This window comes from Limnobacter sp. MED105 (assembly GCF_000170915.1).
Lineage (GTDB): Bacteria > Pseudomonadota > Gammaproteobacteria > Burkholderiales > Burkholderiaceae_B > Limnobacter.
On the sequence record NZ_ABCT01000004.1, the window covers coordinates 1 to 26,793 of the forward strand.

The 26,793-nt window shown below is 52.6% G+C and carries 26 protein-coding genes; 24 read left to right on the forward strand and 2 right to left on the reverse strand.

What is annotated here, in order from left to right:
- Nucleotides 1-313: 313 nt before the first annotated feature.
- Entirely contained in the window at nt 314-1,018 is a 705-nt protein-coding gene (locus LMED105_RS05170) for a Bax inhibitor-1/YccA family protein (protein ID WP_008248933.1), read from the reverse strand.
- 172 nt (nt 1,019-1,190) lie between these two features.
- Here LMED105_RS05170 and ndk point away from each other — a divergent pair, with 172 nt between their 5' ends.
- The 8 genes from ndk to der all read left to right on the forward strand — a co-directional run bounded on the left by ndk (nt 1,191) and on the right by der (nt 10,032).
- The gene (gene ndk / locus LMED105_RS05175; protein WP_008248935.1) at nt 1,191-1,616 is read left to right on the forward strand and encodes a nucleoside-diphosphate kinase; all 426 of its coding nucleotides are present in this window, start codon (nt 1,191-1,193) and stop codon (nt 1,614-1,616) included.
- Nucleotides 1,617-1,682: 66 nt separating this feature from the next.
- Nucleotides 1,683-2,822 carry a 23S rRNA (adenine(2503)-C(2))-methyltransferase RlmN gene (gene rlmN, locus LMED105_RS05180; RefSeq protein ID WP_008248937.1) on the forward strand — a complete coding sequence of 380 codons (1,140 nt, stop codon included), beginning with the start codon at nt 1,683-1,685 and terminating at the stop codon, nt 2,820-2,822.
- Between the two features lie 265 nt (nt 2,823-3,087).
- Nucleotides 3,088-4,191: a RodZ domain-containing protein gene (locus tag LMED105_RS05185; RefSeq protein ID WP_008248945.1), complete on the forward strand. Its 1,104-nt coding sequence runs from the start codon at nt 3,088-3,090 to the stop codon at nt 4,189-4,191.
- Between the two features lie 67 nt (nt 4,192-4,258).
- Entirely contained in the window at nt 4,259-5,506 is a 1,248-nt protein-coding gene (gene ispG / locus LMED105_RS05190; RefSeq protein WP_008248947.1) for a flavodoxin-dependent (E)-4-hydroxy-3-methylbut-2-enyl-diphosphate synthase, read from the forward strand.
- 50 nt (nt 5,507-5,556) lie between these two features.
- Complete coding sequence (hisS, locus tag LMED105_RS05195) at nt 5,557-6,882, forward strand: histidine--tRNA ligase (RefSeq protein WP_008248948.1); 1,326 nt, start codon at nt 5,557-5,559, stop codon at nt 6,880-6,882.
- Nucleotides 6,879-7,523 (forward strand): tetratricopeptide repeat protein, encoded by a 645-nt coding sequence (locus LMED105_RS05200; protein ID WP_008248949.1) that lies wholly within the window; start codon nt 6,879-6,881, stop codon nt 7,521-7,523. The genes hisS and LMED105_RS05200 overlap by 4 nt, the downstream gene beginning before the upstream one ends.
- An 8-nt stretch (nt 7,524-7,531) precedes the next feature.
- A complete protein-coding gene (gene bamB / locus LMED105_RS05205; protein ID WP_040512422.1) occupies nt 7,532-8,698 on the forward strand; it encodes an outer membrane protein assembly factor BamB in 1,167 nt (388 codons plus the stop codon).
- Between the two features lie 8 nt (nt 8,699-8,706).
- Nucleotides 8,707-10,032 (forward strand): ribosome biogenesis GTPase Der, encoded by a 1,326-nt coding sequence (der, locus tag LMED105_RS05210; RefSeq protein WP_008248956.1) that lies wholly within the window; start codon nt 8,707-8,709, stop codon nt 10,030-10,032.
- Nucleotides 10,033-10,053: 21 nt separating this feature from the next.
- Here der and LMED105_RS05215 read toward each other — a convergent pair whose 3' ends face one another.
- Nucleotides 10,054-10,374 carry an Mpo1-like protein gene (locus tag LMED105_RS05215; protein WP_008248958.1) on the reverse strand — a complete coding sequence of 107 codons (321 nt, stop codon included), beginning with the start codon at nt 10,372-10,374 and terminating at the stop codon, nt 10,054-10,056.
- Between the two features lie 145 nt (nt 10,375-10,519).
- Here LMED105_RS05215 and LMED105_RS05220 point away from each other — a divergent pair, with 145 nt between their 5' ends.
- The 16 genes from LMED105_RS05220 to accD all read left to right on the forward strand — a co-directional run bounded on the left by LMED105_RS05220 (nt 10,520) and on the right by accD (nt 26,792).
- Nucleotides 10,520-10,993, forward strand: coding sequence for a CBS domain-containing protein (locus LMED105_RS05220; RefSeq protein WP_008248960.1), 474 nt, complete (start codon nt 10,520-10,522; stop codon nt 10,991-10,993).
- A gap of 33 nt (nt 10,994-11,026) precedes the next feature.
- Nucleotides 11,027-12,055, forward strand: a complete 1,029-nt coding sequence (locus LMED105_RS05225) for an NAD(P)/FAD-dependent oxidoreductase (RefSeq protein ID WP_040512423.1) — start codon at nt 11,027-11,029, stop codon at nt 12,053-12,055.
- Between the two features lie 119 nt (nt 12,056-12,174).
- The gene (aroC, locus tag LMED105_RS05230) at nt 12,175-13,281 is read left to right on the forward strand and encodes a chorismate synthase (RefSeq protein ID WP_008248963.1); all 1,107 of its coding nucleotides are present in this window, start codon (nt 12,175-12,177) and stop codon (nt 13,279-13,281) included.
- 27 nt (nt 13,282-13,308) lie between these two features.
- Nucleotides 13,309-14,490, forward strand: coding sequence for an MFS transporter (locus tag LMED105_RS05235; protein WP_008248964.1), 1,182 nt, complete (start codon nt 13,309-13,311; stop codon nt 14,488-14,490).
- 90 nt (nt 14,491-14,580) lie between these two features.
- Complete coding sequence (locus LMED105_RS05240) at nt 14,581-15,414, forward strand: M48 family metallopeptidase (RefSeq protein ID WP_008248965.1); 834 nt, start codon at nt 14,581-14,583, stop codon at nt 15,412-15,414.
- Between the two features lie 160 nt (nt 15,415-15,574).
- Nucleotides 15,575-16,975 (forward strand): 3-isopropylmalate dehydratase large subunit, encoded by a 1,401-nt coding sequence (gene leuC / locus LMED105_RS05245; protein WP_008248966.1) that lies wholly within the window; start codon nt 15,575-15,577, stop codon nt 16,973-16,975.
- A gap of 18 nt (nt 16,976-16,993) precedes the next feature.
- Nucleotides 16,994-17,131 carry an entericidin A/B family lipoprotein gene (locus tag LMED105_RS05250; protein ID WP_008248967.1) on the forward strand — a complete coding sequence of 46 codons (138 nt, stop codon included), beginning with the start codon at nt 16,994-16,996 and terminating at the stop codon, nt 17,129-17,131.
- Nucleotides 17,132-17,213: 82 nt separating this feature from the next.
- Entirely contained in the window at nt 17,214-17,855 is a 642-nt protein-coding gene (gene leuD, locus LMED105_RS05255; RefSeq protein ID WP_008248968.1) for a 3-isopropylmalate dehydratase small subunit, read from the forward strand.
- Nucleotides 17,856-17,878: 23 nt separating this feature from the next.
- The gene (leuB, locus tag LMED105_RS05260; protein ID WP_008248969.1) at nt 17,879-18,973 is read left to right on the forward strand and encodes a 3-isopropylmalate dehydrogenase; all 1,095 of its coding nucleotides are present in this window, start codon (nt 17,879-17,881) and stop codon (nt 18,971-18,973) included.
- Between the two features lie 47 nt (nt 18,974-19,020).
- On the forward strand, nt 19,021-20,142 hold the full coding sequence (asd, locus tag LMED105_RS05265) for an aspartate-semialdehyde dehydrogenase (RefSeq protein ID WP_040512466.1): 1,122 nt from the start codon (nt 19,021-19,023) through the stop codon (nt 20,140-20,142).
- A gap of 64 nt (nt 20,143-20,206) precedes the next feature.
- Nucleotides 20,207-22,387: a FimV/HubP family polar landmark protein gene (locus LMED105_RS05270; RefSeq protein WP_008248971.1), complete on the forward strand. Its 2,181-nt coding sequence runs from the start codon at nt 20,207-20,209 to the stop codon at nt 22,385-22,387.
- Nucleotides 22,388-23,152, forward strand: coding sequence for a tRNA pseudouridine(38-40) synthase TruA (gene truA, locus LMED105_RS05275; RefSeq protein ID WP_008248972.1), 765 nt, complete (start codon nt 22,388-22,390; stop codon nt 23,150-23,152).
- Complete coding sequence (locus LMED105_RS05280; protein ID WP_008248973.1) at nt 23,149-23,784, forward strand: phosphoribosylanthranilate isomerase; 636 nt, start codon at nt 23,149-23,151, stop codon at nt 23,782-23,784. Before truA ends, LMED105_RS05280 begins: the two co-directional genes overlap by 4 nt.
- Nucleotides 23,785-23,807: 23 nt before the next feature.
- The gene (trpB, locus tag LMED105_RS05285; protein ID WP_008248974.1) at nt 23,808-25,061 is read left to right on the forward strand and encodes a tryptophan synthase subunit beta; all 1,254 of its coding nucleotides are present in this window, start codon (nt 23,808-23,810) and stop codon (nt 25,059-25,061) included.
- Nucleotides 25,062-25,076: 15 nt separating this feature from the next.
- The gene (trpA, locus tag LMED105_RS05290) at nt 25,077-25,889 is read left to right on the forward strand and encodes a tryptophan synthase subunit alpha (RefSeq protein ID WP_008248975.1); all 813 of its coding nucleotides are present in this window, start codon (nt 25,077-25,079) and stop codon (nt 25,887-25,889) included.
- Nucleotides 25,890-25,913: 24 nt separating this feature from the next.
- Complete coding sequence (gene accD, locus LMED105_RS05295; protein ID WP_008248976.1) at nt 25,914-26,792, forward strand: acetyl-CoA carboxylase, carboxyltransferase subunit beta; 879 nt, start codon at nt 25,914-25,916, stop codon at nt 26,790-26,792.
- Nucleotide 26,793 lies beyond the last annotated feature (1 nt).

The following is a 26,793-nucleotide window of genomic DNA, read 5'->3' on the forward strand; positions in this document are numbered from 1 at the left end:
TGAACATGTTCCCGCACACTGCGCATGTGGAATCGATTGCGGTGTTTGAGCGGGTTGAATACAGCGAATATTGCGGATAAAAAGCCAAGCGATCACTGGCTGGAAGCACAAATAACAAACGGGGCCGTTGCGGCCCCGTTTTCGTTGGTGCGTTTGCCTCACCAACTCGGCGGTCAGTATAGATACCGACCAACTGAGACTTCATATTGCGCTTCTGAAACCGACTTTGCAACAACTTTCGATGTTGCAAAGTGTCAAAAAAGTACTTTTAAATCAGTTACTTTCAGGTAACTTGAAGTCTGTTGGCCCGTTTTTACTCGCGGCTGCCACCAGCAAACACCATGAGCAGTTGCAGCAAATTCACGAACAAATTGTACAAACTCAGGTAAATGCTCAGGGCGGCAGAAATATAGTTTGTTTCACCACCGCGCATCACGCGCTGCAGGTCGTACAAAATAAACAGCGAGAACAAGCCTACACAAATGGTAGAAATGGTCAGCGACAAGGCTGGCATTTGCAGGAAGATGTTGGCTACAGAAGCCACAATCACCATGACCAGACCAATCAGCAGGCCTTTGCCCATATTGGTGAAGTCGCGCTTGGTCACCGCTGCGTAGCTGGCCAGACCAAAGAAAATACCCGCTGTACCCAACGCAGCCATCATGATGATGGAGCCACCGTTGGACAGGCTAAGTGCAACCGACAATATGCCGGAGAGCATCAAACCCATGAAGAATGTGAAGCCGAGCATCAAGACCACACCAAATGAGTTGTTGCGGTTACGTTGAATACCCCAGATGAAGCCGAACATGGCCGCAAGCATCACGACGAACGACAGGATCGGGCTGCCAGCGAATAGACGGAAGAAGCCGAATTGAATGCCCGCAAACGCGCCCAAGGCTGTTGGCACCATGGAAAGGGCCAGCAAGAAATAGGTGTTTCGCAGAACGCGGTTGGTTTCTACGGTAGATACACCACCGGCTGTTCGGCCAAATTGTGCAGTTCTGAAGTCAGACATGTGTACTCGCTCCTTTGTAAAACGCGAATTTGTATGGATTTAGAGTAATGGTAATGGCGAAAAGTTTCAATTCAAGACGTGGGTCAGCCCCGTGATTGGGTTTTTTACATAAACCAGCTATAATCGCGGGTTAATTTTCATGCTTTTCTAATCTTTTCGGAGTGGTTACACCATGGCAATCGAGCGCACCCTGTCCATCATCAAGCCTGATGCTGTTGCAAAAAACGTTATTGGTCAAATTTACAGCCGCTTTGAAGCCGCTGGCCTGAAGGTTGTTGCTGCACGCATGGCACACCTGTCACGCGCTGAAGCTGAAGGTTTCTACGCTGTGCACAAGGCACGTCCATTCTTCAAGGACCTGGTTGAATTCATGATCTCCGGTCCAGTAATGATTCAAGCCCTGGAAGGCGAGAATGCAATTGCCAAGAACCGCGAACTGATGGGCGCAACAAACCCCAAGGAAGCCGCTGCCGGTACAATTCGCGCCGACTTCGCAGACAGCATTGACGCCAACGCTGTTCACGGCTCCGATGCACCAGAAACCGCTGCGAACGAAATCGCTTATTTCTTCCCAGCGTCACAAGTATTTTCACGCTAATCTAGTTCGATTGCGTTGAATTCCGGGGGCGCACGTGCGTCCCCGTTTGTTTTGAAAGGACACACCATGAGTGCACAACTCGACAATTTGCTGGACTACTCGGTGCCCGAGTTGATTCAGTGGTGTGGCAATTTGGGTGAAAAGCCGTTCAGGGCCAAGCAGCTGGCCAAATGGATACACCAGTCAGGCATGGACAATTTTGACTCCATGACCGACCTTGCGAAGTCATTTCGCCAGAATTTGAACAGCCGTGCCTGCATCAAGGCCCCTAGCATCATTTCCGACAATGTCTCCAAAGACGGCACACGCAAGTGGCTCTTTGATGTGGGTAACGGCGATGCTGTCGAAACGGTATTTATTCCCGAAGAGCGCCGTGGAACCCTCTGTGTCAGTTCGCAGGCAGGCTGCGCCGTGAATTGCCGTTTCTGCTCCACAGGCAAGCAAGGTTTTTCCCGCAATTTAAGCACCGCCGAGATTGTGGCCCAGTTGTGGAAGGCCAATGTCTTACTGCGTGAAGCGGGTGACCGGGTTTACGCTCAAGAGCGCCCGGTTACGAACGTTGTCATGATGGGCATGGGCGAACCACTGTTGAACTACGATGCCCTGGTGCCTGCCTTGCAATTGATGCTGGATGACACGGCTTATGGTCTGTCTCGCCGAAGGGTTACTGTGTCCACTTCAGGTGTTGTGCCGTTTATGGACAGGCTCTCACAAGACTGCCCCGTGGCTTTGGCTGTGTCGCTGCACGCCCCCAATGACGCGCTTCGTGACCATCTGGTGCCATTGAACAAAAAGTATCCCCTGCGGGAATTGCTGGACGCTTGTTTGCGTTACCTGAAATTTGCACCCCGTGATTTCATCACTTTTGAGTATGTGATGCTCGATGGTGTGAACGACAAGCCCGAGCATGCTCAGCAATTGCTTGAAATCGCAAAAATTGTGCCTTGTAAATTCAATCTGATCCCCTTCAACCCCTTCCCGGAATCGGGTTTGCTCAAGTCAACCAGCCCTGCGATCAAAACGTTTGTAGACATACTGGGCGGAGCAGGGGTTGTGACCACCGTTCGCAAAACTCGGGGCGACGACATCGATGCGGCCTGTGGGCAACTGGCCGGTGAGGTTCGGGACCGAACGAAAGTCAAGGAGCGGCTGGTGAGCACCGTGTCTCTGGAAGAACTGAGGGGTTCCTCCAAACGCAGGGACTAGGGAAACACCCCGCATGCTTTGTCATACAATGAATGCATGATGTGGTGTGTTGTAGAAGTCTGAGTGTATTAATTGAACTATAAAAACTATATTTTGATCGCCGAACTTGTGGCGCTTTCTCAAAAAACTCCTCAACACATTGAATTTTCATAGAAATCGCTTGAATCTACCGGCTTGCTTCGATTATGCTGCACAGGTGGTGGCGGTAAAGAACTACAATTACTAATCGGGGCCATTTGTGCCTGCCGACGCTTGGAAAGACCAAATGAATGAAAATCGTGCCATGAGCAAAACTGAATCATCAGATGCCAGTGCAGGTCAGGATGTAAAACTGGAGCAAAACAACAGCTCTGTTGCAGAAAAGCACCCCAATTTGACGCTGCTCGAGTCGGGTCAAAACCCAGGCGAAATTTTGCGTGTCGCCCGTGAAAAAGCAGGTTATTCCCTCAGCGACATCAGCGCTCAAACCAAAATCAACGAACGCCAGCTTGAAGCCATTGAAAGTGGCGATGTTGGGCGCCTGCCGCCTGAGACATTTGCCAAGGCTTTCATTAAAAGTTATTGCAAAGCCCTGAAGATGGATCCGGCACCAGTCATCATGTCCTTCGGGTTTTCCGAGGCCAGCGCGCAAGTCAAAGCCGCACGGTCTGGGCAGGCAGACAGTGGTCGCCCTGAGCCGCTCGAGCCAAAAATGCCCAACAGCTCCAAGCGCTTGTCCACCCTGAATTTTGATCGTAAAACCGGCAAAAAATCATTGAGCTATGGCATTGTGCTGGCAGCCGTGGTGGTCATGGCTGTGTTTTACATTCCAGTGTTTATGTCAGGTCAAGAGGCCGAAGTTGTTGATGCGGAAGTGATCGAGCCCAACGAGGCGCCCGTATCCACGGCACCAGGTGCAGAGAGTGCAGTGCCAGCGGATGGTTCTTTGCCTCTAAGCCTCGATCCGCCAGCTGCTGCCGGCGATACTTCTGTTTTTCCAGCGCTTCAGCAACCTGTCACGCCTGAAGGTGAATCTGCGCCATCAGCCGCTATTGCACCAAGCTCCTCAGCAGTGGTCGGAAGCACTGCAACCCCGCCTCTTGCCGAAACAACAGCGCCTGCTGCGGCGGCAGCTTCCGCGGCCAGTGGCGGTGAAGGCTTGTTGCGATTTAACTTTCAGGAGCAATCCTGGGTGACCGTTCGCGATGCAAATGACAAGGTATTGATTTCCCAGCTTAACGACGGCGGCAGCAATCTTGAAGTAAAGGGCCAAGCGCCGTTCAAGCTGATTGTTGGCAACGCCAAGGCAGTGAGTGTATCCAGCAATGGAAAACCTGTTGACCTGACTTCATCCATTCGCGGGGAAGTGGCCCGAATCACTGTTCAGTAAAATCTGTCAGGGGGCTTTATATAGCCCCCGCTTTTAAGCAACCCGTCTATCTCGCCAGAAGTTCATCGTGATTCCAAATACACCCCTGAATCGTCGCAAAACGCACCAAGTGGATGTGCGCTGGAAAGAACATGTCGTATCAATCGGGGGTGGTGCGCCTGTGCTGGTGCAGTCCATGACCAATACCGACACGGCAGATGCGCTAAACACCGCCTTGCAAATCAAGGCGCTGTACCTAGCGGGCAGCGAGATGGTTCGAATCACAGTGAACAACGACGCCTCTGCAGAGGCTGTGCCTTATATTCGTGACCAACTGGACAAAATGAGGATCCCCGTACCACTGGTCGGTGACTTTCATTACAACGGACATTTGTTGCTTCAAAAATACCCGGACTGCGCGAAGGCCTTGTCCAAGTACCGAATCAACCCTGGCAATGTGGGCTCGTCCCGCTCGCGTGATGACAACTTCGCCGCCATGATTTCAATTGCCGCTGAACACGACAAGCCTGTGCGTATTGGCGTGAACTGGGGCAGCCTGGATCAAAACCTGCTCGCGCGCATGATGGATGAAAACGGCAAAAAAGCCGACCCACTGCCCGCGCAGCAACTGATGTATCAGGCGCTAATCGAGTCTGCTGTCAGCAGCGCGCACAAGGCGGTCGAGCTTGGTTTGCCAGCCGATAAAATTGTGTTGTCTTGCAAGGTAAGCCAGGTTCAGGATTTGATCGCGGTGTACCGCGAACTGGCCGGCCGAAGCGAGTTTCCTCTTCATCTTGGCTTGACCGAAGCCGGCATGGGTACCAAAGGCATTGTGGCCTCCACCGCTGCGTTGTCTGTGCTACTGCAGGAAGGCATTGGTGACACCATTCGAGTGTCCTTGACACCCGAGCCCAACGGCGACCGCTGCAAGGAAGTGCTGGTTGGTCAGGAAATATTGCAGTCTCTCGGCCTGCGTGCCTTCACGCCGCAGGTGATTGCCTGCCCAGGTTGTGGTCGCACCACCAGCACCGTGTTCCAGGAATTGGCGGATCAAATTCAAACCTACCTGCGTGATCAGATGCCGATCTGGAAAAACCAGTACGTGGGTGTTGAGGAAATGAAAGTAGCCGTGATGGGTTGCGTGGTCAATGGCCCGGGTGAAAGCAAACATGCCGACATTGGTATTTCATTGCCAGGCACTGGTGAGGCACCGTCGGCCCCTGTGTTTTTGGACGGCAAGCGCACAGTGACACTGAAAGGCGAGAACATCGCCCAGGAATTTCAGGCGATTGTGCAGCGTTATGTTGAGCAAAGGTACGCTGGCGGCAACAAGTAGCCCAAGAATAGGCGACAATACCGGGTTGAGAAATTAAGTTGAATGCGTCAATGAGTCATCCTGAGTCGCCGGAACAATCCAAAGCCAAGAAGCAAACCCGACTTCAATCCGTCAAGGGAATGAACGATGTGTTGCCTGTAGAGGGCATCCATTGGGAAAACCTCGAGGTGATGTTGCGCGAGTGGTTGACTTCCTATGGTTACCGCCTGATTAAAACCCCTGTACTGGAACCCACATCGCTGTTTCGTCGAGGCATTGGTGAAGTCACCGACATCGTCGAGAAAGAGATGTTCAGTTTTGTGGATCGTTTGAATGGCGACGAACTCACCCTGCGGCCGGAATTCACAGCGGGTATTGCACGCGCAACCATCCAGCACAACTTGACCTATGCAGCACCTCAGCGTGTTTATTCCATGGGGCCTGTGTTCCGCCATGAGCGCCCCCAGCGCGGGCGTTACAGGCAGTTTCACCAGCTTGATGTTGAAGCATTGGGTTTTGCGGGGCCCGACATCGACGCTGAATTGATCGTGATGCTGTCGCGTCTTTGGCGTGAAATGGGCCTTGAAGATGTACGCCTTGAAATTAACTGCTTGGGCGAAGCGCCAGAACGCCTGGCGCACCGACAAGCCTTGATTACGTATTTTGAAGCGAATGCTGAGCTGCTGGACGAAGACGCCAAGCGCCGCTTGCACAGCAACCCCTTGCGGATTCTGGATACGAAGAACCCCACCATGCAAGACATGGTCAATGGCGCACCACGTTTGTCAGAATTTTTGGGTGAGCAATCACTGGCCCATTATCAAGGTGTAAAGCGCCTGCTCGACGATGCGGGTGTGCGTTACATTGAAAACCCGCGCCTGGTTCGCGGCCTTGATTACTACAACCTGACCGTATTCGAGTGGATTACTGATGCCCTGGGCACGCAGGGCACCATTTGTGGCGGTGGCCGTTACGATGGTTTGATCGAGGTTCTGGGTGGAAAGCCGACACCGGCCATCGGATTTGCAATTGGCCTGGAACGTTTGCTCGAGTTGTACCTCGAAGTGAATCAACCTGATGACACTGCTGATCTGGATGTCTATGTGGTCCACCAAGGCGAAGGAACAGCACGGCGCGCATTTACACTGGCTGAAGAGCTTCGGGATGCAGGGTTTGCTGTTGTACTTCACGCTGGTGGTGGTGGTTTTAAAAGCCAAATGAAACGCGCAGATGTCAGCGGTGCGGCTGTGGCGGTTATTCTGGGTGAAAACGAATTGAATGCGGGCACTGCGGCAGTCAAATTGTTGCGCGGTGAAAGCAAGCAGGAAGAATTCAAACAAGAGGGATTGGCCGAAGCCATTTTCGGTCTGCTTTACGGAGAAGGAGAGGAGTCTTGAGTCGATACAGCCTTGAAGAACAAGAACAACTGGCCAGTTTGAAGGCATTCTGGTCCAAATACGGCAGTTTTATTTTGACCGTGTTGATTCTTGTGTTCGGTGCCTTTGCCTTGAACAACGGTTGGAAATGGTGGCAGGCACGCCAGTCCACAGAAGCGGTAGTGGTCTATGAACGCTTGGAGGCGGCTAGTCGCGAGGGAAATATCGAACTGGTAGGTGAAATCCAGAAGACCTTGTTCGAGGAGCATGCTGGTTCACCTTATGCGCAGCGTGGGGCCTTGATTGCGGCCAAAGCCTTTTTCGATGAAGGCAAGCTCGACGAGGCGAAGGCATCTTTAAAGTGGGCTTCTGAAGAAGCAAAGCTGGATGAATATGTTGCGACTGCTCGTTTGATGTTGGCAGGCATTCTGATCGAGCAATCCGAGTTCGATGCGGCCAAAGCTGCCTTGAGTGAAGACTATCCGGGATTTGAAGGCCTGTTTCACGACCGTTTGGGTGATTTGGCTTTGGCTCAGAAGGATGTAGCTACTGCGCGCAAAGAGTATGAGCTGGCGCTTGGTACCATTCAATCCGACAGTCCGTGGAAGCAGGTCATTGAGCGCAAAATCAGCGCCTTGCCCAAACTGGAGGCCAAACAATGAGAGATCCAATGAAGCACATTCTTAAAATTTCATCTCTTGTTGCTACTTTGGCCTTGCTGGGTGGTTGCGCTGCCATCAGCTCAACCATGAGCAGCCTGAATCCTTTTGGCAGCAGTGCTGTAAAGCCCGCGGAATTGCAGCCTTTTACGCCCCAGCTGAAAGTTGCCAATACCTGGTCTGTGGACGTGGGCGACTCTGAGCAAGGCAGCTTCACGCCTGTTTTACTCGACTCCACCGTGTATGCCGCTTCGCAAGAGGGTCAGTTGGTGGCTATTGACCGGGCCACAGGTAAAACAAAATGGAAAGTAAAAGTGGGCACCGAGCTGAAAGTCGGTGTGGCCGCAACGCTTGACACCATTGCCGTGATCGACGTAAACAACAATCTGCTTGCGTTTGATGCCAATGGCAAACAAAAATGGCAAACCGGTGTGGGCGCCGATGTAAGTAGCGTGCCGGTGGGTGCTGCGGGCACCATTCTGGTCCGCGGCATCGATTTCTCGGTGATCGCTTATTCGGCATCGAATGGAGCACAGCGCTGGAAGTACACGCGACAGTTACCTCCGCTGACTTTGCGTGTCAATACGCCGGTAGATGTCAACAATGCGCGGGTTTACGCCGGTTTCCCAGGTGGTCGCTTGGTGGCACTTGACCTGAGCGCGGGCACCGTTGTTTGGGAAGGTACCTTGGCAACGCCCAGCGGAACCACTGAAATTGAGCGCATTACCGACGTAACCGGCACACCGATATACAACTTCCGTGAAGTGTGTGCAGCTGCTTTTCAAGGCAAGGTTGGTTGTCTGGACTCAGTCAGTGCACGTCCAATCTGGACCACCGATTTTTCTGCACCCAGTGGCGCCTCGGTCGACGACCGCTACATGATTGCTCCCAATGAACTGGGTGATCTGTTCGCGTTTTCCCGCAGCGGCGGCAAGCAGGTTTGGAAAATTGAGAACTTCCAGCGTCGTCAACCAACCACACCGACCGTAATTGGTCGCGCTGTGGCCGTGGGTGACTACGAAGGCTATGTTCATTTCATTGATCGAGACACCGGCAAAACCATTGCGCGAACAAGAGTGGGTTCAACCACTTTTGCCAGCCAGCCTGTGCCTGCTGAAACCGATGCGCTGATCGTGCAATCGCGTGGCGGCAGTGTGGCCCTGATATCTGTCCAGTAAAGTAAAACATGAAACCTGTCATTGCCCTGGTTGGGCGCCCAAATGTGGGCAAGTCCACATTGTTCAATCGTTTGACCCGAACAAGAGACGCCCTGGTGGCCAACCAGCCCGGCTTAACCCGTGATCGCCATTACGGTGTTGGCCGCATAGGCCCACGAGAATACTTGGTGGTAGACACCGGCGGGCTAGAGCCTGTGGCGAAAGATGGTATTTACGCGGAAATGGCCAAACAAAGCCGACAGGCGATTGTTGAGTCTGACCTGGTATTGTTTCTGGTGGATGGTCGCCAAGGTGTAACCCCTCATGATCACGTGATTGCAGCAGAACTGCGCAAAGCCAAACGTGAAGTGATTCTGGTGGTCAACAAAACCGAGGGCTATACGCACTCCATGGCAGCTGCTGACTTCTTCGAGTTGGGTTTAGGCGAGCCAGAGACCATTTCCGCAAGCCACGGCGATGGCGTGCGCCAATTGATGGACATCGCCTGTGAAAAGCTGCCGGTTTTGCCTGAAGACGAAGCCGGTGGTAGGCGAATCAAGGTAGCCATTGCAGGCCGCCCGAACGTGGGTAAATCCACGATGGTGAACACCTTGCTGGGTGAAGAACGCGTAATCGCCTTCGACTTGCCTGGCACCACCCGGGACAGTATTTACATCGATTTCGAGCGCAATGACAAGCCGTATACCTTGATTGACACTGCTGGTTTGCGCAAGCGTGGCAAGGTGTTTGAGTCAGTCGAAAAGTTTTCGGTGATTAAAACACTGCAGGCGATTGAAGACGCCAATGTGGTGATTTTAATGCTGGATGCCCAGCAGGATATTTCCGATCAAGATGCTTCCATCGCTGGCTTCATTGTAGAAGCTGGGCGTTCGCTGGTCTTGGCTGTGAACAAGTGGGACAGTCTGGATGATTATCGCAAGGAACGAATCAAGGCTGAAGTAGGGCGCAAGCTCACCTTTCTGAATTATGCGAAGTTTCATTATGTGTCTGCCACCAAGCCGTTTGGTATTGCGGCCATGATGAAGTCAGTCGATGAAGCGCACGCAGCGGCTTTCGCCAAGTTGTCTACGCCTAAGCTGACTCGCCTGATTCAGGAATGCGTTGAACACCAACAACCCCCTCGCAAAGGCATTTTCCGCCCCAAGCTGCGTTATGCCCACCAGGGTGGTCAGAATCCGCCAATCGTGATTGTGCACGGCACTGCGCTGGATGCGATTCCAGACAACTACAAACGTTATCTGGAAACTCGAATTCGCGAACGTTTCAAGCTTGATGGCACGCCGCTTCGGGTGGAGTTCCGAAGCAACGTGAATCCGTTTGACAAGAAAGATTAACGCAAAAAATTAACGCGAGAATTAGAACGGAATTTTGCGGGTCAGAATGTCTTTGTACATCACCCAGTCACCCATGAGGCTGTAGAGCGGATACTTGAATGTGGCTGGGCGGTTCTTCTCGAAAAAGAAGTGTCCCACCCACGCAAATGCATAGCCTGTCAGCAAGCCATACAGTAGCCACATGGGTTGGCCTGTGGTGATCAATTTGAACAAACACACCAGTGCCAGCGTTGAGCCCACAAAGTGCAGTCTGCGACAAGTCAGGTTGTTGTGTTCAGCCAAGTAAAAAGGGTAAAAATCTGCAAAAGTCTGAAATCTGTTTCCGGTTTTTGGCATGCCCATGTCTCCATTTATTTATTTTTGATCGTTGTAGTTTACATCCCTTGCCGCTTCAGGCTTGCATTTGCCCAGAAATTTGGACTTGAAAGCTGTGGCATTTCGGGTAGGATGAATAAAACGACCATAAGAATATTTTAGGAGGTTTGTGATGCAAGTTAAAGAAGTCCTGCGCGTAAAGGGCAACACGCTTTTTACTGTCACCCCCGAAACCAATCTTTCTGATTGCGTGGTAACCATGGCCGATCATGATGTAGGTTCTCTGGTCGTGATGGACAAAGGGGTGCTGGCTGGCATCGTAACCTTCCGCGAAGTGATTCGTGTACTGGCCAAGCGACAGAAAGAGCACCGCACAGGCCCCACCCCCCCAGTGGCGGAAATTGTGGTTCGCGAAGTGATGAACACAGAGCCCACAGTGGCAACCCTGGATATGGAAGTGGACAGCCTTCGTAAATTAATGCTTGAGAATCACCAGCGCTATTTGCCTGTGATGGATGGAAACACCCTGTGCGGCGTGATTTCGTTTCACGACGTGGCCAAAGCAGTGCTTGAAGAACAAGGGTTTGAGAACAAAATGCTGAAAGGCTATATTCGCGATTGGCCGATGGAAGAAAGCAGCAGTTGAGTTGAACACAGAAGCAGTGCAGGTGGTACCAAATTGAAGAAAAGAGTTGCGATTATTGGCGCTGGTATGTCGGGTTTGGCTTGCGCACGAGAATTGATCCAGCAAGGCCACGAAGTCACCTTGTATGAGAAAAGTCGCGGCCCGGGTGGGCGTATGCCCACGCGCTGGCTGAATCGCGATACCGACCCCCCCTTGGGTTTTGATCACGGTACCCAATATTTCCAGGCCTCGTCACCCGCGTTTGTTGAATTGATTGATCTTGCCCACAAAGCGGGCGCGGTTGCGCCCTGGGCTGGTTCTGTTGTGAACCTGGGCTATGGGCTTTCCTCCCCGCATGCCAGCACCACCACTCGATGGGTGGGCACCCCTGGAATGGCCAGTTTGGGGCGTTTTATGGCTCAAGGGCTTGATGTTCGATTGCAATGCCGGGTGGCTGGTGTGGTTCACACCGATGGTCTGTTCCAGCTAACGGTGCACCTCGCCGATGGCACTGTGCGCGTAGAGTCTGGCTTTCATGCCGTGGTCAGTGCCGTTCCTGCAGAGCAGGTGGTGCCGCTCTTCGAGGAAGTTCACAAACCTTTGGCCCAATTGGCCGCTGCTGTTGAATCCAACGCCACTTGGTCAGTCATGCTCACGCCGCGGGAGCTTGTCAAAGTCGATTTTGACGGAGCCTTCGTGGTGGACAGTCCACTGGGCTGGATTTGCCGGGATTCGTCCAAGCCTGGCAGGGCCGTGGGCGATCGCTGGATCTTGCAGGCCACTGCTGATTGGTCTCGGCTGCACCAGGACTACGCCGCTGAGGAAGTGGGAAAAATGCTGCTTGATGTGTTCTGCAATGTAACTGGTCAGCTGATTGAGGAGCCTCTGACCATGACTGCACATCGATGGTTGTATTCTTTGCCGAGCAATCCTGTAGGCGTTCCTTGTTATTTCAGCGAAGAGAATATGCTGGGTGCATGTGGCGACTGGCTCAACGGCGCACGTGTTGAAGATGCATTTTTGAGTGGTTACACTCTGGGGCATCAACTGTCCAATGCATTCAACAGTACTTTGATTCAGTAGCAACTCGGCTGCAAATAAATTGCAATTGAGAAGTTGCAAGTGAGCAAGCTCAACACCCGCGCCGTTCAGGTGCGGGATATTCCGATAAAATAACCTTTTGCTTATTCGAGTGAACGCGCATGTCCGGAAGCAGCCTGGGTCGCCTTTTTGTGGTCAGTAATTTTGGGGAAAGCCATGGGCCTGCCATTGGTTGCGTGGTGGATGGTTGCCCACCGGGTTTACCACTCACCGAAGCCGACTTGCAAGCAGACCTGGACCGACGCAAACCGGGTACCTCCCGCCATGTGACTCAGAGACAGGAAGCCGATCAGGTTGAAATTCTTTCCGGTGTGTTTGAAGGCGTGACAACGGGAGCCCCCATTGGCTTGTTGATTCGGAATCAAGACCAGCGCAGCAAAGATTACGGCAACATCATGGACACGTTTCGCCCGGGCCATGCCGATTACACCTACTGGCACAAATATGGCATTCGTGATTATCGCGGGGGCGGGCGTTCCTCGGCCCGCATGACTGCGCCCATGGTAGCGGCAGGCGCAATTGCGAAAAAATGGCTGGCCAGCAAGCTGGGTATTGAGATTCGTGGTTGCATGACCCAAATAGGCGAGGTGGATATTCCGTTCTTCACTTGGGACGATGTACATACCAATCCTTTTTTCGCGCCAAACAACGAAAAGGTTGCCGAGCTAGAGGCCTATATGGATGCCTTGAGAAAGTCGGGCGACTCATGTGGTGCTGGCTTGCGTGTGCAGGCCACTGGCGTGCCTGTCGGTTTGGGTTCGCCTTTGTACGACAAGCTGGATGCCGACATTGCCCACGCCATGATGAGCATTAACGCTGTAAAAGGCGTTGAAATTGGCGCTGGTTTCGCTTGTATTGCCCAAAAGGGCTCTGAGCACGGTGATGAAATGACCCCGGAGGGATTTGGTTCCAACCACGCAGGCGGCATTCTGGGCGGTATTTCAACTGGCCAGGATATTGAAGTTCGCATGGCGATCAAGCCAACGTCCAGCATTCGTTTGCCCAGAAAGTCGATAGATAAAGCGGGCAATCCGATCGACGTTGAAACCTATGGCCGACACGACCCTTGTGTTGGAATACGCGCAACGCCTATTGCTGAGGCCATGCTTGCTTTGGTCATTATGGATCACATGCTGGTGCATCGCGCACAGTGTGCGGATGTTCAGGTGGGCACACCACAAATTCCCCCCGGCATTTCAAATTATTAAGTTGTTAATCTCTACACGGGCAGGCATTTGCAACTGGGCTGGTTAGCGCTTTTTTACGCAGCGTATTTCGCATTTGTAGGCTTGTATTCGCCGTTTTTGGGGCCTTACCTGAAATCGATTGGTCACAGTCTGGATGTGATCGCCCTGGCTTTGGGCATGATGCAGTTGATGCGAATTGTTGGTCCATTTGCCTGGGGCTGGCTGGCTGACCACACCGGCAACCGGGTTCGCTGGATTCGATTGGGAACCTTTGCTGGTTTCTGTTTCGCAGCGCTCGCATTTTGGTATCAGCAAACGCCTTCGCACCTCATTGTTCTCGTCTTGCTCTTGAACCTGAGTATTTCTGGTTTGGTGCCCATGTCCGATTCCTACGCCATGGAGCGTTGTGCTGGTTGCACTGGTCAGTATGGCCAAGTGCGTTTGTACGGCTCGTTGGGCTTTGTGTTGGCGGTGCTGGTTTTTGGGGCAGTGGCGGATCGCTTTGGTTTTGCCTCCTATCCGTTTTGGGCCTGTGCCATGTTGCTGCTTGGCTATGTTGCAGCCTTGAAATTCACACCCGATTCACCCCGGGTTGCCAACACGGAGAGTTCGATCTTGTTAACCGGCAGCGGCTTTAAACGGCTGCTGTTACCGGGGCCCATGCCGCTTTTCTGGTTGGCTTCTTTTTTCATGATTTTTGCCCATGGAGTTTTTTACGCCTTTTTCTCACTCTATTTGCTCGAATTCAATTATTCGGAACTGAGCATTGGTGGTTTGTGGGCATTCGGTGTGATGTGCGAGGTGGTCTTTTTTGCACTTCAAACCCGCTTCTTCAAACGCTTTTCCCTGAACACTTGGCTTTGCGTCAGTTTCGCGGCTTGTGCGTTTCGCTTCGCCCTGACTGCGGCGTTCCCTGAATTCGGCTGGGTGATGCTTTTTGCTCAGGGCTTGCATGCTTTAACCTTTGCGGCACACCATACCGCTACCATTAGTTGGTTGCGAGAAAACCTGCCGGGCAAGCTGGTGGTTCGTGGCCAGGCCATGTATGCCACCATTGCGTATGGCTTAGGGGGTTCAGCGGGTACATTTTTGGGTCGTTTTGCATGGGAGTGGGGCGGGCCAGCCAGCGCATTTGCCATGGCCTCGGTCAGTGGTTTGATTGCCTTGCTTCTTGGCTGGCGTTTTACAATCGCCAGCAAGCAAGCCCCTTCGGCACTTTTGTCGGGATAAGCAGTCTTAGATGGGTAGTTGATGTCAACTTTGCAGCATTGTCTGCCGTTTCTACAGAACGGTTTTACTGAAAATTACAGGTGAAAAACAATGGTATTTTCTGGATTGAAGCGACGCACCACCTTAACGCTGACGCTTGCGTTTTCAACTGGTGTGTTGGCCGCATGTTTAACCACTCAAACCACCTCGGGTGGGGCGGTTGGGGTTGATCGTTCCCAATTTGTACTGGTTTCCTCGGCGGAAGTAGACGCCGCTGCCGCCAAGGGCTATGCCGATGTGATCGCCAAGGCTCAAAAAGAGGGCAAACTGAACAGGGACGCCAAGCAGGTGGCTCGTGTGCGCGCCATTGCCAATCGGCTCATTCCTCAAACTGTGGCTTTCCGGCCGGATGCACCGCAATGGAAGTGGGAAGTCAATGTGATTGAATCAGACCAACTGAATGCATGGTGCATGGCTGGCGGAAAAATCGCTTTTTACTCGGCCTTGATTGAAAAGTTGGCCCTGACTGATGATGAAATTGCCGCCATCATGGGACATGAAATCGCCCATGCTCTGCGGGAACACAGCCGGGAACGAATTTCACAGCAACTCGCCACCAATGTTGGGCTTGACCTGGCTTCGGCTGTTTTTGGTTTGTCGCGCGGTGCGTCCGATCTGGCTGGCATGGCCGCCAATGTTGCAATTTCACTACCTTATGGGCGTTCCCACGAGGTCGAGTCTGATCGAATTGGCGTGGAGCTGGCAGCGCGCGCGGGCTACAACCCCCGCGCTGCAATCAGTGTTTGGCAGAAGATGAGCCGGGCCGGTGGTGGATCACCTCCCGAGCTGTTGTCGACGCACCCTTCACCCGAGAACCGAATTCAGGATTTGGAAGTTTATTCAGCCAAGGTTCAGCCTTTGTACGAGCAAGCCAAAAGGCGTTGAGCACTGGCGGGTGGCTTGATTTTGGGGCACAGCCACGTCCGCTGTGCTGCTAGGTCTGTGCTGGCTGTGGCATAATCAGGGGTTATTCTCCACGCAATTTGCTGGTCCGTTCAGCGGAACAAACCCGCTGAATGAGTCAGCCCGAAGCAGGTCCTTGAAAATGGCAAAAACTCTTTACGACAAACTCTGGGAAAGTCATGTGGTGCGCACCGAAGAGGATGGCACCTCACTGATTTACATCGACCGCCATTTGCTGCATGAAGTCACCAGCCCCCAAGCCTTTGAAGGTTTGGAGCTTGCTGGTCGCGACTTGTGGCGCAACAGTGCCAACCTGGCTGTGGTGGATCACAACGTGCCTACCACCGATCGTTCCAAGGGAATTGCAGACCCCACCTCGCGACTGCAGGTGGAAACCTTGGACAAAAATGCCAAAGCCCACGGTTTGACCTATTTCGACATTAAAGACCTGCGTCAGGGCATCGTTCACGTGATTGGTCCAGAGCAGGGCGCGACCTTGCCGGGCATGACCGTGGTTTGCGGCGACTCGCACACAAGTACCCATGGCGCCATTGGTGCATTGGCATTTGGTATTGGTACCTCGGAAGTTGAGCATGTCATGGCCACTCAGTGTTTGCTGATGAAGAAAGCAAAAAACATGTTGGTGCGCGTAGAGGGCACCTTGGGCAAGGGTGTTTCTGCGAAAGACGTGATTTTGGCCATCATCGGCAAAATCGGCACGGCCGGCGGCACTGGCTATGCGATTGAATTTGCCGGTTCAGCCATTCGTGGCTTGTCCGTTGAAGGCCGTATGACCATGTGCAACATGGCCATTGAGGGCGGGGCACGTTCCGGCATGGTGGCGGTCGATGAAAAGACGATTGAATACGTGAAAGGCCGGCCCTTCAGCCCGAAAGGCGAAATGTGGGATGCCGCTGTGGCTTATTGGAAGACCTTGCATTCAGATGAAGGTGCGCAGTTTGACCGCGTGGTTGAACTGAAAGCCGAGGACATTGAGCCGCAGGTGAGCTGGGGTACTTCACCGGAAATGGTAACTGATGTTCATGGTGTGGTGCCCGATCCTGCTTTGGTGGCCGATCCGGTGAAACGCCAAGGCTATGAGCGTGCCTTGCAGTACATGGGCTTGAAGCCGTTGCAGAAAATTGAAGACATCAACGTGGATACCGTATTCATTGGTTCTTGTACCAATTCTCGCATTGAAGATTTGCGCGATGCCGCTGCGGTGGTGAAAGGCAAGAAAAAGGCGGAATCGGTCAAATTGGCCATGGTGGTCCCTGGCTCGGGACTGGTAAAGGCCCAGGCCGAACAGGAAGGTTTGGACAAAATTTTCCTGGAAGCCGGGTTTGAGTGGCGTGAGCCAGGTTGCTCAATGTGCTTGGCCATGAATGCCGATCGTTTGGGCAGTGGAGAGCGATGTGCCTCCACCAGCAACCGGAATTTTGAAGGACGTCAAGGTGCGGGCGGCCGTACACACCTTGTTAGCCCGGCCATGGCGGCTGCGGCAGCGATTGCAGGCCATTTCACTGATTCCAGAACTTTTTAAAACAAGGGAGTACTTGATATGAAAATCGTTTCCGTACTGATGCTTGCTTTGTCAGCTCTGTCATTGTCCGCCTGCAACACCATTGAAGGCATGGGTAAAGACATTAAGGCGGGCGGCGCCGCCATTGAGCGTACCGCTGACGAGAACAAAAAGTAATTTTTACTGACATTCACAAGCCCTGCATGCATTCGCAGCAGGGTTTGAAATCCGGCTTAACCGGAATATTCACGGATTAATTATGGACAAATTTGTAACCCACACTGGCATCGCCGTTGCTTTGAACCGCGCCAATGTGGACACCGACGCCATCATCCCAAAACAGTTTTTGAAAAGCATCAAGCGCACCGGGTTTGGTGAGCACCTGTTCGATGGCTGGCGTTACCTGGACGAAGGCGAGCCCGGCATGGATTGCACCAAGCGGCCCTTGAATCCTGATTTCGAGCTGAATAAGCCCGAATTCAAGGGGGGCACAGTGTTGGTCGCAGGCCCCAACTTTGGGTGCGGGTCATCTCGTGAACACGCCCCCTGGGCGTTGCAACAGTACGGTTTTAAGGCTGTGATCTCCAGTAGTTTTGCTGATATTTTCTTCAACAACTGCTTTAAAAATGGATTCTTACCCATTGTTTTAAAAGAAGAAGAGTTGAAGGAAGTGTTTGCTTTGATTGAGGCCAAGCCTGGTATTGAAATCACAGTCAATCTTGAGCAGCAAACCGTGAGCATTGCGGACAAAAGCTACGGCTTTAACGTAGATGCATTCCGCAAGCATTGCCTTATGAACGGTTTCGACGACATTGGTCTGACTTTGCAGCATCGCGATGAAATTGTCGCTTTCGAGAAAAACCGCTTGGCCAACCAGCCTTGGCTTGCAAATACCATCTAAATAAAAACAGGCAGAGAACCAGAATGACTTTGAAAATTGCCGTAATGCCCGGTGACGGGATTGGCCCAGAGATTACAGCGCAGGCCGTGAAGGTGCTTGAAGCACTGAAAACCGATGGTTTGAACATCGAATTTGAGCATGCCCTGATCGGTGGTGTGGCTTACCGTGAAAAAGGTATGCCCCTGCCTGAAGAAACCGTGAACCTGGCCAAGGCTTCGGATGCTGTACTGTTTGGTGCAGTAGGTGATTTCTCGCTTGACACTTTGCCGCGCCATTTGCGCCCCGAGCAAGCCATTCTGGGTATTCGTAAGGCTTTGAACTTGTTTGCCAATTTTCGTCCCGCCATGGTTTACGAGGAACTGGCTGATGCGTCTACCTTACGTCCCGAAGTGGTGGCGGGTCTTGATATTCTGATTGTTCGCGAATTGACGGGCGACATTTACTTTGGCACGCCGAGAGGAAATCGCATTGCAGAGGATGGCCCGTTCAAGGGTGAGCGCGAAGCATTCGATACCATGCGCTACGCTGAAACCGAAATTCGCCGCATTGCCCATGTTGCATTTCAGGCGGCACAAAAGCGTGGTGGCAAGTTGTGCTCGGTTGACAAAGCCAATGTGCTGGAAACTACCCAGTTTTGGCGCGACATCGTGACTGAGGTTGGCAAGGAATACAGCGATGTCGAATTAAGCCACATGTATGTTGACAACTGCGCCATGCAGCTGTTGAAAAACCCAAAGCAGTTTGACGTCATCGTGACCGGCAACCTGTTCGGTGATATTTTGTCAGATGAAGCGTCGATGTTGACTGGCTCTATTGGCATGTTGCCTTCGGCGTCGCTGAATGAATCAAACTTTGGTTTGTACGAACCGATTCACGGTTCGGCGCCCGATATTGCTGGCAAGGACCTGGCCAACCCCATGGCCACTGTGCTTTCTGCAGCCATGATGCTGCGCTACACATTTGGTCTCGAAGATTATGCCAACCGCATTGAGAGTGCGGTGAAAACCGTGTTGGCCACTGGCCCGCGTACAGGTGATATTTGGCGTGACGGCAAGACGCGCACCGGCACAGCAGGTATGGGCGATGCAATTGTTGCTGCGCTGGCCAAGCAACAATAAAGCGAAATCGCGATTCAAGAATTTAAAAGTACTGGAGTTTTTTTATGTTGAAAGTTGGTTTGATTGGGTGGCGTGGCATGGTGGGTTCCGTGCTCATGCAACGTATGCAAGAAGAGAATGATTTCGCGCATTTCGAGCCGATTTTCTTCTCCACTTCCAATGCTGGTGGCAAGGCCCCGGCTTTCGCCGGAAATGCAGGTCCCTTGCAAGACGCAAACAACATCGATGCCCTGAAACAAATGGACGTGGTGTTGACTTGCCAGGGCGGTGATTACACCAATGAGGTGTTTCCCAAGTTGCGCGAGGCTGGCTGGAACGGTTACTGGATTGACGCGGCCTCAAGCCTGCGCATGAAAGACGATGCCATTATTATTCTCGATCCGGTCAATATGAACGTGATCAAGGATGGCTTGACCAAGGGCATCAAGAATTACGTGGGTGGCAACTGCACAGTCTCACTGATGTTGATGGCTCTGGGCGGTCTTTTCCAGCAGAATAAAATTGAATGGATTACGTCCATGACCTACCAAGCCGCTTCTGGCGCTGGTGCGCAGAACATGCGCGAACTGATTTCGCAGATGGGTAGTATTCACGGTTCAGTCAAAGAGTTGTTGGCCGATCCCGCTTCCGCGATTCTTGAGATTGACCGTAAGGTCGCCCAGCATATCAATTCCGACGCATATCCAACGGATAACTTTGGCGTACCACTGGGCGGAAGTCTCATTCCCTGGATCGACAAAGACCTGGGCAATGGGCAGTCGAAAGAAGAATGGAAAGGCGGTGCAGAAACCAACAAGATTCTGGGCAAGCCGGCCATGGGTACACCCGGTTGCGTACCTGTAGACGGGCTGTGCGTGCGTGTGGGTGCCATGCGTTGTCACTCGCAGGCCTTGACCATCAAGCTGAAGCAGGACATTCCATTGAATGAGATCAATGACATGCTCGCCAAGGCCAATGATTGGGTTAAAGTAATTCCCAATGAGCGTGATGCATCCATGCGCGATTTGACTCCTGCCGCTGTCACAGGCCGCATGCATGTGCCAGTTGGCCGCTTGCGAAAAATGGCAATGGGTGGCGAGTACCTTAGCGCATTCACCGTGGGTGATCAGCTGTTGTGGGGTGCGGCCGAGCCACTGCGCCGCATGCTGCGTATTTTGATTGAACGCTAAGCTGCATCAATTTTGATCCCAAAAAAGCTGCCGAAGGTGGCTTGAACATTCATGGAGTAAACGGGTGAGGCATACCAAAAAGAAGATTCTGCCCTTTGTTTTTGCATCAGGTTTGTTGGCAAGTTCCTTCGCGCAGGCAGCACAGCTGGGTAAGCTTGAGGTGCTGTCGGGTGCTGGCGAACCCTTTTTGGCGCAAATTCAGGTTGATCTGGTTCTGCCAGAGGAACGTGCTTCCCTACAGGCCAAGCTGGCGTCTGCTGATGCTTTCAAAGCTGCTCGCCTGAGCATGGATCCGAACCTGAAGAATCTTCAGTTTGCGGTGCAAGATGGCCCTCAGCCTGGTACGGCACTGGTGAAAATTACCTCAGCACAGCCATTGCCAGCTGGTTTTATCGACACATTGGTTGAATTAACCTGGGCGGGTGGTCGAGTAGCCCGTGAATACACCTTGACCGTGCCTGTTGGTGTGGCCCAAGCTGCTGAGCCCGCGACAAGCCTGCCTGAAATTCGCCCTCCAATGACACCGCCCACGGCGACGGCGCCTCAAGCAGCGGCTCCCAAGTTGCCAGCTGCTTCTGAACCACCTGCAGCTTCTGCACCCAGCGTGGCTGAGGGCACTTTCAATGTTCAGCGTGGCGACACCCTGTCGGAGTTGGCTTTGCAATTGGTGGGCGATGGCGTGACGTTGAACCAGGCCATGGCTGCAATTTATGAAGCCAACAAAGCCTCATTTATTAATGACAGCGTGCACTTGATTCGCGAGGGAGCGCAAATTCAGGTTCCCAATCGAGCCGCGTTGCGAGCCCGCACTGCCAATGAGGCCTTGCTGATTCTTGCCCAAAATGACGATCGAAATGTGTATTCAGCTTATGCACGCCAAATTGGTTTGCTGACTGTTGACAATCAAGTTGCGGCAGCCGACGCGACCAGTACCCAAGGCAGTATTACTCCCCAAGAGCAAGCGCCCAAGGCGAATGCTGGTGCGCCAGCGGATCGATTGCAAATTGCTCCCGGTGCAGCTCAAGGTTCAGGTAATGCCGATGCCAATGCAGAAGAGTTGGTGGCCAAAAACAAGGCACTGGCCGAGGCGAATGAACGAATTGCATTGCTTGAGAAGAACGTAAGCGATTTACAGCGTTTGCTCGACATGCAAAAAGACTTGAGTAACGAGCCGATCGCACCTTCAGCAGATGGCCCGGCAGTTGAAACTGATGCGACGGAATCGACGACTGTTGAAGTACCCTCTGAGACACTTGCCGAACCACCTGTGGCCAGTGAGCCCCCTGCAAGCACCGATGGCGTGCAGGCGCCCGTGGAGCAGGCCCCCGCTGAAGAGCAGCCTTTTAACTGGTTGCCCTGGATTTTGGCAGGTGTAGGCGGTTTGGTGGTGTTACTGGTGCTGCTGCTGATTGCGCGCGCACGCAAGAACAACGCCAAAAGCGATGAAGGTGAATTTGAAACTGAGGACGAGTCTTCTTTCAGCGAAGTGAATGAATTTGATGAGGCCATTGCAGCTGCCAGTGCGGGAATTGCGGCAGAGCGGGCCACGGGATTGAATCAAGCTGAAAATTCTGATTTTGATCTGGATGAAGTACTGAATGATCGCTTAAAGCAGGCTGACGTGGATGAGGCGACACAACTTCGTGCAACCCCCGCGGAAGTGAAAGCCGAGCCAGTTGTGGCCGAAGACATTCCAGAATTGAATGAAGCTTCAGATGAGGCACAGCAACACAAGGAATCTTTGGACAGCGAGGTAACGCTGGATTTCCCTGAGGAGGAGTCCAGCGAAGCGAAGTCCGGTTCAATTCTTGATGATCTGGACGAGATCGAAAAGGGCACCTTGGCAGCTCAGGAAGAACTGGATGAATTGCGCAAACAACCTCTGCCCCAGCACGATGTGAATTCGCGTGAGATAGACGCTGCATTTGGCGACTTGATTGGCGAAGAGCCTGTTGACGAAAAACCTGTTGAGTTGGATGAAGCCGACAAGGCCGATGCTGCTGCGTCCGACGTCATTCCTGAAGAGGCTTTTGACAAGGCGCTTGTTGATCTGGATGTCGACGTTCCAAACCCCAAAGTTGACGATGCTACCTGGCAGGAAGTGGCCACCAAGCTGGACTTGGCGGGCGCTTACGTGGAAATTGGCGATGCAGATGGTGCCAAAGAGTTGCTGAACGAAATCGTGAAAAAGGGCGATGTTGACCAGGTTCGCAAGGCCAAGGCGCTTTTGGCCACGTTGAACTAAATGAACAGAGTGGTCTTGGGCCTGTGCTACGACGGTCATGAGTTCGAGGGTTGGCAAACACAACCGCATGGTCGAACTGTTCAAGACTATTTGACCAAGGCCATTGAAGCCATTGCCCAAGAGCCGATCGCCCTGACTTGCGCGGGTAGAACCGACACCGGAGTGCACGCGCGCCAGCAGGTGGTGCATTTTGATACAGCGGCAGAAAGGCCGCTGACGGCTTGGGTAAAAGGGGTCAACAACAGTCTGCCATCGAGCATTTCCGTACAGGGTGCCAAACAGATCGATTCCGGTTTTCATGCACGTTTCAGTGCGGTATCACGAACTTATCGTTACTATTTTTACAGTGCCCCTGTCAGGGATCCTTTCAAGCGTTTCATGACCTGGGTGCATTACCCGCTTGATTTGGCTGCCATGCGCCGTGCGGCAGTTTGCTTGCTGGGTACCCACGATTTCAGTGCATTTCGCGCGTCGCAATGCCAGGCAGCAAGCCCTGTGCGCACTTTGTATGCTTTGAATCTTATTGAAGCTGATGATCATTGCTATTTTGAGATTCATGGCAATGCGTTTTTGCACCACATGGTGAGAAATTTGATGGGCAGCCTAATGGAAGTGGGCCAGCACAGGCAATCCGAGGCCTGGCTTCAAGACGTTCTGGTATCCAAAAACAGAAGCCTGGCGGCAAAAACCTACCCTGCGCAAGGCTTGAGCTTGTGGAATATTGAGTACCCCGAGCAATATGGAATACAGGAACTGTTTGCATGAGAACCCGAATCAAGTTGTGCGGTTTTAAGACCGAAGACACTGTGCGTGCGGCCACTCGGGCAGGGGCTGATGCGGTGGGGTTTGTATTTTATCCGCCTTCGCCACGCCACATTGAGGTGCAGCAGGCGGGTCAGCTTGCGCGTTGTCTGGGTGCCTGGCAAACCCCTGTTGCCTTGTTTGTGAACCCTCAGGCTGATTTTGTCAATTCCGTGATCAAGGAAATTCCCAACGTGCTGTTGCAATTTCATGGCGATGAAAGCCCTGAATACTGCGAAAGCTTCGGACGGCCTTTTATCAAGGCAATTCGCATGAAAGCAGATGTGAACTTGCTGGATGAAAGTAAAAAATTCCACGCGGCGCAGGCCCTCCTTGTCGATTCATGGAGCGAGGCGTATGGTGGGACAGGGCATACTTTTGATTGGTCTTTGCTGCCCAAAGCGAGTGAACTCAAGCAGGCTTTGGTATTATCCGGAGGGTTGGATGCCGGCAATGTTGAACAGGCCATTCTTGGCTTGCAACCCTATGGCGTCGATGTGTCCAGCGGTATTGAGTCGGCGCGAGGCGTAAAGAGCATTGAAAAAATTGAAATGTTCTGCAAAGCGGTCCAAAAGACCGATGCAGGGCTGTTGTAAGTGAACCCAGATAGAGCAGCATCATGAACAAACCCTATGAATTCCCAGACGCCACCGGCCATTTTGGTCCCTATGGCGGCACTTTTGTATCTGAAACCCTGGTTCACGCCCTGGAAGAACTGAAAAGTGTCTATGCACACTACCAAAACGACCCTGAGTTTTTGGCTGAATTTGAAAGTGAACTGAAGCATTTTGTGGGTCGCCCCAGCCCCATTTACCACGCCAAGCGTTGGTCCGATTTGGTCGGTGGCGCGCAAATTTACTTCAAGCGCGAAGATTTGAACCACACCGGCGCCCACAAGGTGAACAACTGTATTGGGCAGGCCATGTTGGCCAAACGGATGGGCAAGCCCCGCGTTATTGCTGAGACCGGCGCAGGCCAGCACGGTGTGGCTACAGCCACCGTGGCTGCACGCTATGGCATGAAATGTGTGGTGTATATGGGCCAGGAAGACGTGGCACGCCAGGCTCAAAACGTGTTTCGCATGAAGCTGTTGGGTGCTGAGGTAATTCCTGTGACTTCAGGTTCAAAAACCCTGAAGGACGCCTTGAACGAAGCCATGCGCGACTGGGTCACCAACGTAGAAGACACTTTTTACATTATTGGTACTGTGGCTGGTCCACACCCTTATCCCATGTTGGTTCGCGACTTCCAAAGTGTAATTGGCCGCGAATGCATTCAGCAAATGCCCACTATGGTTGGTAAGCAACCAGATTACGTGCTGGCGTGTGTGGGTGGCGGCTCAAACGCTATGGGTATTTTTCACCCTTACCTGAACGTGGATGGTGTGAAGTTGGTGGGCGTGGAAGCAGCGGGTGAGGGCATTGAAACCGGTAAGCATGCCGCATCTCTAAGCGCGGGCACACCTGGTGTGTTGCATGGCAACCGCACGTACCTTTTGCAAAGTGAGGATGGGCAAATTATTGAAACTCATTCGGTTTCTGCAGGTTTGGATTATCCCGGTGTTGGGCCAGAGCATGCATGGCTGAAAGATTCTGGCCGGGCTGAATACGTGGGTGTTACTGACAATGAGGCGCTGGAGGCTTTCCACCAATGTTGCCGCATTGAGGGTATTATTCCCGCGCTTGAAAGCAGCCACGCCTTGGCACATGCCGCAAAGCTTGCCAAAACATTGCCGAAAGACAAGGTGATTTTGGTGAATTTGTCTGGCCGTGGCGACAAGGACATGCACACCGTGGCGCGCTTGAGTGGTGCCGAGTTTTATTGCCACCCCGATTGCAAAACAGGCGCAGAAATGGCCTGCAACAAGAAATAAATTTCAATCTCAACCATGTCAAGAATCAAAGCAGTATTTGCAAAATTAAAAGAAGAGGGCCGCAAAGGCCTGATTCCTTTCGTCACCGGCGGTGATCCAGACCCAGGCCAGACTGTGGCCATGTTGCACGCCTTGGCGAATGCGGGTTCCGATGTCATCGAGTTGGGTGTGCCGTTTTCCGACCCCATGGCCGATGGCCCGGTCATTCAGCGTTCAAGCGAACGCGCGCTCGAGAAAGGGGTGACTTCCCGCAAAATTCTCGATTACGTGGCTGAGTTTCGCCTGACCAACCAGCATACACCGATCGTACTCATGGGTTATGCAAACCCGATTGAGCGCATGGGTGTGGAAAAGTATGTTGCAGAGGCGAAAAAGGCCGGGGTAGATGGTGTGCTGGTGGTGGATTATCCGCCCGAGGAATCACTGGAGTTTTCCAAGTACTTGCGCGCTGCTGAACTGGACCCCATTTTCTTGTTGGCTCCTACGTCGTCTGACGAGCGAATTGAAAAAGTTGCGAAGGCAGCCAGTGGTTATGTGTATTACGTCTCATTGAAAGGTGTGACCGGTGCACAAAACCTGAATGCAGCCGAAGTGAGCTCCAAGTTGCCTACCATTCGCAAATTCACTGACGTGCCGGTGGGTGTGGGCTTTGGTATTCGCGATGCCGAGTCTGCATGCCGAGTCGCTGAGTCTGCGGACGCAGTTGTCATCGGTTCCGCCCTGATTCAAACTCTGGAAGCAGGCAGCCCACAAGAGGCAGCCGCTTTGGCGGGCAAGTTCATTGCCCCAATTCGCGCCGCGCTTGATTCCAAGTTCGGCGCACGATAAAAACACCTCAGCAAGGGAAAGTGAATGAGCTGGTTTGACAAAATAATTCCACCACGCATTTCATCAAAAACTCCGGGTGATGCAGCCAAGAAAAGCGTTCCTGAAGGTATTTGGGCGAAATGTAAAAGTTGTGATGCCGTGCTTTACCAAAACGATTTGGTCAGCAATGCCATGGTGTGTCCATCCTGTACTTATCACATGCGCATCGGCTCGCGGGAGCGTTTGAATTTGTTGTTCGACAACGATGAACGTGTGGAAATCGGGCAGGAAATTCTGCCCATGGACACCCTGAAATTCAAGGACAGCAAAAGCTATACCGCCCGTTTGAATGAAGCCAAAGAAGCCACAGGCGAAACCGACGCTTTGGTGGTTCAGAAAGGCACGATGAATGGCGTTGAAGTGGTGATTGCCTGTTTTGAATTTGAATTCATGGGTGGTTCCATGGGTTCTGTGGTGGGCGAGCGTTTTTGTCGTGGTGTGCAGGCAGCTCTGGATGCCAACGTTCCGTTCATCAGTATTGCCGCCTCTGGCGGTGCGCGTATGCAGGAAGGTTTGGGATCGCTGATGCAAATGGCAAAAACCTCGGCTATGCTGGCCAAGTTAAGCCAGGCCAGGCTTCCGTATATTTCCGTGTTGACCGACCCAACCATGGGCGGTGTTTCCGCCAGCTTCGCGTTTTTGGGCGATGTGGTGGTGGCAGAGCCCAAAGCCTTGATCGGTTTTGCCGGTCCACGCGTGATTGAACAAACTGTGCGCCAAACCTTGCCTGAAGGTTTTCAGCGTGCCGAGTTTTTGATGGAAAAGGGTGCAGTGGATTGCATCGTGGATCGCCGTGAAATGAAAAAAACCCTGGCCAGCCTCTTGGCGCTGTTGATGAAAAAACAGATTGACCAAGCGGCCTGAA